At 53.1% G+C, this 9,067-nt stretch carries 11 protein-coding genes; 6 read left to right on the top strand and 5 right to left on the bottom strand.

The genetic code is table 11. The features are described from left to right. Positions 1–197: 197 nt before the first annotated feature. The gene (locus ABDW13_RS22825) at positions 198–545 is read left to right on the top strand and encodes a DUF4156 domain-containing protein (RefSeq protein WP_061718298.1); all 348 of its coding nucleotides are present in this window, start codon (positions 198–200) and stop codon (positions 543–545) included. 251 nt (positions 546–796) lie between these two features. On the opposite strand, the gene epmB is transcribed toward ABDW13_RS22825, so the two are convergent. Next, positions 797–1,825, bottom strand: a complete 1,029-nt coding sequence (gene epmB, locus ABDW13_RS22820) for an EF-P beta-lysylation protein EpmB (protein ID WP_343554794.1) — start codon at positions 1,823–1,825, stop codon at positions 797–799. A gap of 42 nt (positions 1,826–1,867) precedes the next feature. On the opposite strand from epmB, the gene efp reads away from it, so the two are divergent. From efp to ABDW13_RS22805, 3 genes are all read left to right on the top strand, one after another. Next, the gene (gene efp / locus ABDW13_RS22815; protein WP_343554793.1) at positions 1,868–2,434 is read left to right on the top strand and encodes an elongation factor P; all 567 of its coding nucleotides are present in this window, start codon (positions 1,868–1,870) and stop codon (positions 2,432–2,434) included. Positions 2,435–2,490: 56 nt separating this feature from the next. Continuing rightward, positions 2,491–2,625: an entericidin A/B family lipoprotein gene (locus ABDW13_RS22810; RefSeq protein ID WP_343554795.1), complete on the top strand. Its 135-nt coding sequence runs from the start codon at positions 2,491–2,493 to the stop codon at positions 2,623–2,625. 101 nt (positions 2,626–2,726) lie between these two features. Beyond that, positions 2,727–2,861 carry an entericidin A/B family lipoprotein gene (locus ABDW13_RS22805; protein ID WP_038649531.1) on the top strand — a complete coding sequence of 45 codons (135 nt, stop codon included), beginning with the start codon at positions 2,727–2,729 and terminating at the stop codon, positions 2,859–2,861. 35 nt (positions 2,862–2,896) lie between these two features. Here the strand turns inward: ABDW13_RS22805 and ABDW13_RS22800 are convergent, their stop codons facing one another. Then, entirely contained in the window at positions 2,897–3,421 is a 525-nt protein-coding gene (locus ABDW13_RS22800; protein ID WP_343554792.1) for a lipocalin family protein, read from the bottom strand. Between the two features lie 125 nt (positions 3,422–3,546). Here ABDW13_RS22800 and epmA point away from each other — a divergent pair, with 125 nt between their 5' ends. Beyond that, a complete protein-coding gene (gene epmA, locus ABDW13_RS22795) occupies positions 3,547–4,524 on the top strand; it encodes an elongation factor P--(R)-beta-lysine ligase (protein WP_343554791.1) in 978 nt (325 codons plus the stop codon). Positions 4,525–4,551: 27 nt separating this feature from the next. On the opposite strand, the gene degS is transcribed toward epmA, so the two are convergent. From degS to zapG, 3 genes are all read right to left on the bottom strand, one after another. Further along, complete coding sequence (gene degS / locus ABDW13_RS22790; protein ID WP_343554790.1) at positions 4,552–5,631, bottom strand: outer membrane-stress sensor serine endopeptidase DegS; 1,080 nt, start codon at positions 5,629–5,631, stop codon at positions 4,552–4,554. A gap of 86 nt (positions 5,632–5,717) precedes the next feature. Then, positions 5,718–7,088 (bottom strand): serine endoprotease DegQ, encoded by a 1,371-nt coding sequence (gene degQ / locus ABDW13_RS22785; RefSeq protein ID WP_343554789.1) that lies wholly within the window; start codon positions 7,086–7,088, stop codon positions 5,718–5,720. Positions 7,089–7,195: 107 nt separating this feature from the next. Then, the gene (zapG, locus tag ABDW13_RS22780) at positions 7,196–7,600 is read right to left on the bottom strand and encodes a Z-ring associated protein ZapG (protein WP_343554788.1); all 405 of its coding nucleotides are present in this window, start codon (positions 7,598–7,600) and stop codon (positions 7,196–7,198) included. 190 nt (positions 7,601–7,790) lie between these two features. Here zapG and zapE point away from each other — a divergent pair, with 190 nt between their 5' ends. Further along, positions 7,791–8,918: a cell division protein ZapE gene (gene zapE / locus ABDW13_RS22775; RefSeq protein ID WP_343554787.1), complete on the top strand. Its 1,128-nt coding sequence runs from the start codon at positions 7,791–7,793 to the stop codon at positions 8,916–8,918. The last annotated feature ends 149 nt before the right edge of the window (positions 8,919–9,067 follow it).

Genomic DNA, 9,067 nt, shown 5'->3' with positions numbered 1-9,067 from the left:
TTGCCCCTGACTGCTTAAGTCATCTGGAAAACCCCCGATCGGAAACGGTCGGGGGTTTTTCTTTTGCTGGGGAACAAGGTATAAGTAAGGGCGCAATACTTCGGCTTTACGGGTTTAGGGCAATGAATGTTCAGAAAAAAAGTGCGCTTTTCTGCTACGCTGCCGCCCGACACTGATGATAATAAATGGGGATTACAATGCGGATTAACCTCTTGCTCGGACTGGCAGTCGGAACTTTACTGCTGGCGGGCTGCAGCAGCTCCAATCAACTGAGTGCTGGCGGCGAACGAGTGACTTTCACCGACCAACAACCCGCGAGTCAATGTCAGTTGCTGGGCACGCTTACCGGCTCACAGAGCAACTGGCTGAGTGGCTCTGGCGGCGAAGGCAGCTCTCTGCGTGGCGCGGCAAACGATCTGCGTAACCGTGCAGCGGAAATGGGCGGCAACGTGATTTATGGCGCCACCAGCCCAACGCAAAATCTGCTGTCTGCGTTCGCCCCGCTGGATAGCAAAATGACCGGCCAGGTTTATAAGTGCCCGTGATTTTGCTGGCATAATTGCCTGAGTACTTCGTGGTGAAATGGCCGAATCTTTTCGGCCATTTTGCTATCTGCGCAAGGTTCAGCGGCTTTGACCTTGAACGTCAAAAACAAACTCAGTGACAATAATGCCAATAAGATTAATGCCACTTTTTTCATAACAGCTCCTGTTTTACCTCAGCACACTATGTGCATGAATAGGTCAGGTGCTGTTATAGAAGAACGGATAACTGGAAACATTCAGCCTGGTCTGGCTTAATCCTGACGCAACTGTAAATCCAGCGGAGTCTTGCTTGGCTCGCCGCCAATTTCACGCGCCAGTTTCGGTACCATGTAGCCCGACACCATCGCCAGCAGCTGACGCACCAGCCTGCGTGCTTCCTCATCCGAGACAAAGAAATGCGCCGCGCCTTGTACCTTGTCGAGCACGTGCAGGTAATACGGCAGAATGCCGGCATCGAACAGCGCGTTGCTGAGATTAGCCAGCGTTTGCGCATCATCATTCACACCGCGCAGCAAAACGCTTTGATTGAGCAGCGTGACGCCCGCGCGTTTCAGCAACTGCATGCCATCGCGCAACGCATCACCGATTTCCTGCGCATGGTTGATATGGCTGACCATCAACACTTGCAGGCGAGTTTCCGCCAGCATTTGGCACAGCTTTTCGGTGATACGCGCCGGAATCACCACCGGCAAGCGGCTGTGAATACGCAGGCGTTTCAGATGCGGGATTTTTTCCAGCTCGTCAATCAGCCAGGCCAGCTCGTGGTCTTTCGCCATCAGCGGGTCGCCGCCGGAGAAGATAATCTCATCCAACTCGGGATGTTGCGCGATGTAATCAAGCGCCGCTTGCCAGTTACGCTTGTTGCCTTGGTTATCCTGATAAGGGAAATGGCGACGGAAGCAGTAGCGGCAATTGACCGCGCATCCGCCTTTTACCAATAACAGCGCACGGTTTCTATACTTATGCAGAAGACCGGGCACCACGCTGCTTTGTTCATCCAGCGGATCGGTGCTATAACCTGGCGCATCATTAAATTCCTGACGGCTGGTCAGTACTTGCAGCAGCAACGGGTCCGCCGCATCGCCTTTTTTCATGCGCGCGATGAAGGCGCGAGGCACACGCAGGGCGAAAAGCTTGCGTGCATCGGCGCCAGCAGCGAGATCTGCATGCTGATCCAGAGATAAAAGTTGCAGTAATTCAGCAGGTTCGGTGACAACATCAGCTAGTTGCTGCAACCAATCTTCTCTGGCGGGGGGATTTAGGGTTACAATGTGTGCCATTTTTTTGGCTATTTACCAGTTCAATATTTACAGAGGGCCTTTATGGCGACTTATCTTAGCAACGATTTCCGTCCCGGTCTTAAAATCATGTTCGAAGGCGAGCCATATGCCATCGAAGCCAGTGAGTTCGTTAAACCGGGTAAAGGCCAGGCATTTGCGCGTGTTAAAATGCGTCGTCTGCTGACGGGTTCTCGCGTTGAGAAGACTTTCAAATCCACTGACTCTGCCGAAGGCGCAGACGTTCGTGATATGACGCTGCAATATTCTTACAACGACGGCGACTTCTTCTACTTCATGCACCCAGAGTCTTTCGAGCAGTATCAGATCGAAGCGAAAGTACTGGATGACGTGACCAAATGGTTGCAGGACAATGCGGATTGTATCGTTACCTTGTGGAACGATAAAGCCATCGCTGTTCAGCCACCGAACTTCATCGAAGCTGAAGTGACTGAAACCGATCCAGGCCTGAAAGGTGATACCGCAGGTACCGGTGGCAAGCCAGCGACGCTGTCTACTGGCGCGGTAATCAAAGTTCCACTGTTCGTGCAGATTGGCGAAGTGGTTAAAGTTGATACCCGTTCTGGCGAATACGTTTCTCGCGTAAAATAATCGTCAAATCAGGCGCATCATCGATGCGCCTTTTTTCTCTTTATGAGTTCAGAAAAATGAAAAAGATGGCAAAGTTTGCTGTTTTTGCGTTGCTGGTCTCCTCCGCTTTGAGCGCCTGCAACACATTTCATGGTTTTGGTGAAGATGTCTCGCATTTAGGCGGCGCCATCTCACACGCAGCCGATAAATAAGTCCTTCACTTCTCTTTTTTCATCCACCAAATCCGCAGTTTTGCAGAACAAGACTATGCTTTAAGAGCTGTACTTTTACTGCAACCAACAAGGATATGGCTATGTTAAAGAAAAGTATTGTCGCGATTCTTTCAGTGCTGGTGCTCTCTTCCGTTCTGACCGCCTGTAACACCACGCGTGGTGTTGGCGAAGATGTTCAGGCGGGCGGTAAAGCCATTCAGCGCAGCGCACAGTAAGACATTCCGGTGTGAAAGCTGCTTTCGCACCGGATCTATTTCTGCTCGACCCAAATCAATTCATTTACCGGGAACCCGGCCTTTCTGGCTTGCTCAACCAACTTTTGCTTAACGCTTTCGACGAGTTGCGGCGTACGCGACAAAATCCACAGATAACTGCGATTGGGTCCGCACACCAGCGCATAGCGATAATCTGGATCGAGCGCAATCACGTTATATCCGCCGTAAAACGGGCCAAAAAACGATACCTTAAGTGAGGCGCGTTGCTTATCGCCGGTGAAATAGGCTTTGCCTACGCTCTCTTGCCAGCGCTGCTTCTGCGCATTAAAGCCGCGGTTAACCACTTTCAAACCGCCGTCTTCGCGTGGGCTGTAATTGGCGGTGACTTGTTGCAGACCGCGTTCAAAACGGTGATCGAGGCGCGCGATTTCATACCATTGGCCGAGATAACGTTGACTGTCGAATCCTTCTACCACCGTCACGCCCTTGGGTGGCGTAGTGGTGCAGGCAACGGAAAGGAACGCGCTTAAGCTGGCGAGCAAGGTTTTCCATAGAGACATTAGGGGATTCCTTTTTAATTTTAACGGGTTAAGTATAGCTGCCCGTTGTCGATCTGCTGCGCCGTTGTTTGCCATCGTCAATGCGGGTAGACTTCGTTCCCTTATCTGTATGAGGAGTCATCACCATGAGCGAAACGGCAAGCTGGCAGCCGAGCGCACCCATTGCCAATTTGTTGAAACGCGCCGCCATTATGGCGGAAATTCGTCGTTTCTTTGCCGATCGTGGCGTGCTGGAAGTCGATACTCCGGCGATGAGCCAGGCGACCATTACTGACATCCATCTGGTGCCGTTCCAGACGCGTTTCGTTGGGCCAGGTGCCGCCGAAGGGCGCGATCTGTGGCTGATGACCAGTCCGGAATATCACATGAAACGCTTGCTGGCGGCCGGTAGCGGTCCGATTTATCAGATGGGGCGCAGCTTCCGTAATGAGGAAGCGGGACGTCATCACAACCCTGAGTTCACCATGCTGGAATGGTATCGTCCGCACTACGATATGTATCGCTTGATGAACGAAGTCGACGATCTGATGCAGCAAGTTCTGGAGTGCGATAGCGCTGAATCTTTGTCGTATCAACAGGCGTTTATCCGCCACCTGGAGATTGACCCGCTGTCGGCTGATAAAGCACAACTGCGTGAAGCTGCTGAGAAGCTGGGCGAGGGCGAGCTCGCCAATCGCGAAGAAGATCGCGATACGCTGCTGCAACTGCTGTTTATGCTGGGCGTTGAGCCGAAGATTGGTAATGACAAGCCGTGCTTCGTCTACCATTTCCCCGCCACGCAAGCCGCGCTGGCTGAAATCAGCACCGAGGATCACCGCGTCGCCGAGCGCTTCGAGGTCTATTACAAAGGCATCGAGCTGGCGAACGGTTTCCGTGAGTTGACCGATAGCCGCGAGCAGCATCAGCGCTTCGAGCAGGACAATCGTCGTCGTGCCGCACGCGGTTTGCCGCAACATCCGATTGATACCAATCTGTTGGATGCGTTGGCGCACGGCATGCCAGCTTGTTCAGGCGTGGCGTTGGGCGTTGATCGTCTGATTATGCTGGCGTTGAAAGCCAGCACATTGAGTGAAGTGATCGCCTTCCCGGTCGATCGCAGTTAACGATTAGGGGCGCGCCAGCGCCCTTATTTATTGCGTGGTGGTGGCGGGTGCAGTGACTTCCGGGAATTCCTGAATGGTCACCGGCAGCGTCATTTTCTTCTCATTGCGCAAGACCTGCACATCAATCACTGAACCTGGGCGGATTTCAGCCACCTGATCCATGGTTTCCTGTGCCGAGATAGCCGGTTTACCGTTAACTTCCAGCAGCACATCATTCGGTTGAATTCCAGCGCTATCCGCTGGCCCATTCGGCGTCACTTCACTGACAATAATGCCTTGAACGCGATCGAGATTACTGCCTTGTCCATGCAACGGCGGCAGTTCACGTCCGGTGATGCCGATATAGCCACGAATCACGCGACCATCACGAATCAGCTTATCCATGATTTTGCTCGCCAGCGCGGTCGGAATGGCAAAGCCAATCCCTTCTGGTGTTTCGCCATCGCTGCTTTTATCAAACGTCAGCGTGTTAATGCCCATCAATTCACCCAGCGAATTAATCAGCGCACCGCCGGAGTTGCCCTGATTGATCGAGGCATCGGTTTGCAGGAAATTTTGGCGGCCGGATGAACTCAAGCCCACTCGTCCGGTGGCGCTGATAATACCTTGCGTCACGGTTTGGCCAAGATTGTAGGGATTGCCAATTGCCATCACGATATCGCCGATATGGGCGATGCGTTTGGCGTTGATTGGGATAACGGGCAGGTTCGACGCGCTGATTTTCAGTACCGCCAAATCTGTCATGGCATCTGAGCCAACCAAGGTGGCTTCGAAGAAACGGCCATCCTGCAACGCGACGATGATTTGGTCGGCGTTATTAATCACGTGTTTATTGGTGAGGATGTAGCCTTTGACGTTCATGATCACGCCGGAACCCAGCGTGGTGATGCCGCGATTATTATTACCGTGGGCGCTGCGATTGTAGACGTTGACCACCGCAGGCACAGCGCGGCGCACACCCTGATTAAAACTCACGGGCGCTTCGTCATCGCTGTTGTCATGTTCAAAGGTGATATTGCTGCCCATACGCAGCGCAGGGATCGCGACAAGCAGTAAACCCGCCACGATCAGGCCCATCACCACTGCACGCAAAAGTTTAAGAAACATGGTGTTATTTCAAGCCGGAAATGATCGCAGGGCAGAATAGCATGAGAAAGGCGGACAAACACCTGCTTGTCCGCCTGATGCGAGGATTATCGCAGAAGCAGGTAAATACTCTCGTCGCCGCGCACCACGTTGAGTGCTAACACCGGCGGCTTGCCTTCCAGCACTTTACGCATTTCAGCCAGCGATGCCACGCGATTACGGTTTACACCAACAATCACATCGTCTTTCTGCAAACCGACTTGCTCAGCTGGTGTGCCTTTTTCGATTGCATCGACCTTCACGCCTTTGTCACCGGCTTTGGTATTGCCGTCGCTCAGCGTTGCGCCTTGCAGAGCCGGAGACATCAGCTGCGCGCTGGCGGTGGTTTGCGCGCTCTGTTCCAGCGTAACGGTAACGGTGAGCGGTTTGCCTTCACGCAGCAGGCCGATTTTCACATCCTGGCCTGGCGGGGTGGTGCCCACTTTCACGCGCAATTCGGCAAAGCTGGTGATCGGTTTGTCGTTGATCGCGGTGATGATATCGCCAGCTTTGATGCCCGCTTTCTCGGCCGCCGATTTTGGCAATACTTCGGAAACAAAAGCACCGCGCTGCGCATCAACGTTAAACGCCTTGGCGATATCAGGCGTCATTTCGGTGCCTTTAATGCCTAATTGGCCGCGTTTCACTTCACCGAACTGGATCAGCTGCTGCGCAAGATTCATCGCCATGTTGGCTGGGATCGCGAAACCAATGCCAATGTTGCCGCCACTGGAAGCCAGAATCGCGGTGTTAATACCAATCAACTCGCCATTCAGATTGACCAGCGCGCCGCCGGAGTTGCCGCGGTTGATTGCCGCGTCAGTCTGGATAAAGTTTTCCAGCCCTTCCAGATTCAAACCGCTACGACCCAGCGCAGAGATGATGCCCGATGTCGCGGTTTGACCCAGACCAAACGGGTTGCCGATCGCCACCGCAAAATCACCGACTTTCAACGAATCAGAATCGGCGATTTTAATCTGCGTCAGGTTTTTCGCGCCTTCAACCTGAATCAATGCGATGTCGGTTTGCTCATCGTGACCAATCAGCTTGGCGTCATATTCGTTGCCATCGCCCAGTTGAACGCTGATTTTATCGGCGTTGCTGACCACATGGTTGTTGGTGAGGATGTAGCCTTTGGCGGCATCAATGATTACGCCGGAACCCAAGCCTTCAAAGGGCTGCGGCTGCGCTTGGCCCGGCGCCTGGCCGAAAAAGCGCTTCAGCGGTTCAGGAATATCCTGCGCTTGCTGGCCACTATCGGTGCCTTCAACACGCACGCTTACTACCGCGGGCAGAACTTTTTCCAGCATCGGCGCCAGGCTTGGCAATGCTTGTCCCTGAATCTGGGCGGGCAGAGTCGCTAGCGCGCTTGGTGCCGCAGCCAAACTCATCCCAATACTCAAGGCTAATGCGCTCAACAGTCGTGCTTGTTTTTTCATTGCTACAACGCTCTCGCTGCGAAAAGGGGGATAAAAGAAGTGTGACAGTAGTTTGGGGTTTGTGTTCGAAAACAAAAAGGGCACAGCTAAGCTGTGCCCCAAAAGGATTAATTACGCGGTGTGCGATCGCTGCCGCGCAGCAGACCGGATGCGCCATCAGAGTAATCGCGCGGCATTTGCACCGGCGCCTGATCGTTGTCTGCTTCGGCTTCCGTTAACTGGTAAGCAAACGGGTTTTTCTCGCCAGGCAGATTTGGCAGCAGATCGTTAGATCCCTTCGCCATGTGCTGATACAGCTGGCGATAATCATGCGCCATGTTGTCCAGCAGCTCGGCGCTGCGTGCAAAGTGGTTAGTGAGCTCCTCGCGGTAATCCGCCAGCTCAGCTTTGGTTTTTTCCAGCTCATACTGCATGCTGCGCTGTTCGCGCAATTTCTTGTTGCCAAAACGCATCACTACCGCGCCGACAATAATGCCAATCACTAAACCAATCAGCCCGTATTCCCAGGTCATAATGACTCCCGTGTAATTTCCGTTGTTTCGTAGGGCATTGCTTTTGCTGCAACATCAACTTCAATAGCAGTCACTATACCCAATAATCTCATGGAAGTGGAACTATCGGGCTGCATCGCTTAGTGTAGAGCGGCCTAATTTTCGTCAACCGACCCGTGAATCGGACTTTTTCAGGGATTCTGAGAGAACCATGCAAACCTCATCTCCGCTTGCCCGTTATGAGCAGGCGCTGTCGCAGGGCGAGTTCCGCCCAGATGACGTACAACGAGACGCCATTACCCGCTTAGATGCCATCCAGCAAGGATTGATTGCCCGCCAGCAGCATGTTGAGCCGGCAGCCAAAGGTCTGTTTGGACGTTTGTCTAAGATGATGAATAAAGAAAAAAGCGCGAGTGAAACGCCAGTGCGCGGCCTATATATGTGGGGCGGCGTCGGGCGCGGTAAAACCTGGGTGATGGACTTATTTTTTCAGTCAATTCCTGGCGACCGCAAAATGCGCCTGCATTTTCACCGCTTTATGCTGCGCGTTCACCAAGAACTGACGCAGTTGCAAGGCCACAGCGATCCGCTGTTGATTGTCGCCGATCGCTTTAAAGCCGAAACCGATATCCTCTGTTTCGATGAATTTTTTGTCTCCGACATTACGGATGCGATGTTGCTTGGCACCTTGATGGAAGCACTGTTCGCGCGCGGCATTTCACTGGTAGCGACCTCGAATATTCCACCCGACGATTTGTATCGCAATGGTTTGCAGCGTCCGCGTTTTCTGCCAGCGATTGAACAGATTAAGCGCCACTGTGACGTGATGAACGTTGATGCGGGCATCGACTATCGTCTGCGCACGTTGACGTCGGCGCATCTGTGGAACTTCCCGCTCAACGATGCCACGCATGCGGAGATGGAGCGTATGTTCCGCGCGCTGTCAGGTAAGCCGCGTGAAAACGCGCCAGTGTTGGAAATCAACCATCGCCAAATGCCTACGCTCGGCGTAGAAGAGGGCGTGCTGGCGATCAATTTTCTCGCGTTGTGCGGTGAAGGGCGCAGCCAGCATGACTATATTGAGCTTTCACGCCGCTTCCACAGCGTGTTGCTGTATGATGTGCCGGTGATGATTTACAAGACGGAAGATCAGGCGCGGCGCTTCCTGGCGCTGGTCGATGAGTTCTATGAACGCCACGTGAAACTGGTGGTGGCAGCGGAAACGTCACTGTTTGAAATTTATCAGGGCACGCGCTTGAAGTTTGAGTATCAACGCTGCTTGTCGCGTTTGCAGGAGATGCAAAGCGAAGAGTATTTGCGTCTGCCGCATCTGCCCTGATGGCGTGGCAGAAATCGCAGGATTTAGATGCAAAAAGGTTCGATCTTTGAGTTCGACTTCTCTATAATCTTGCGACCCCACGTTACAGCATCGGTTTTCTTTCCCAAGAACTCGATGTGATCCGGTAACTCACTTGAAGGGGTGGCTTG

This window comes from Pantoea sp., from assembly GCF_039594315.1.
In the GTDB taxonomy this organism is placed as follows: domain Bacteria; phylum Pseudomonadota; class Gammaproteobacteria; order Enterobacterales; family Enterobacteriaceae; genus Pantoea.
This window is presented reverse-complemented; position numbering and strand designations above follow the sequence as displayed.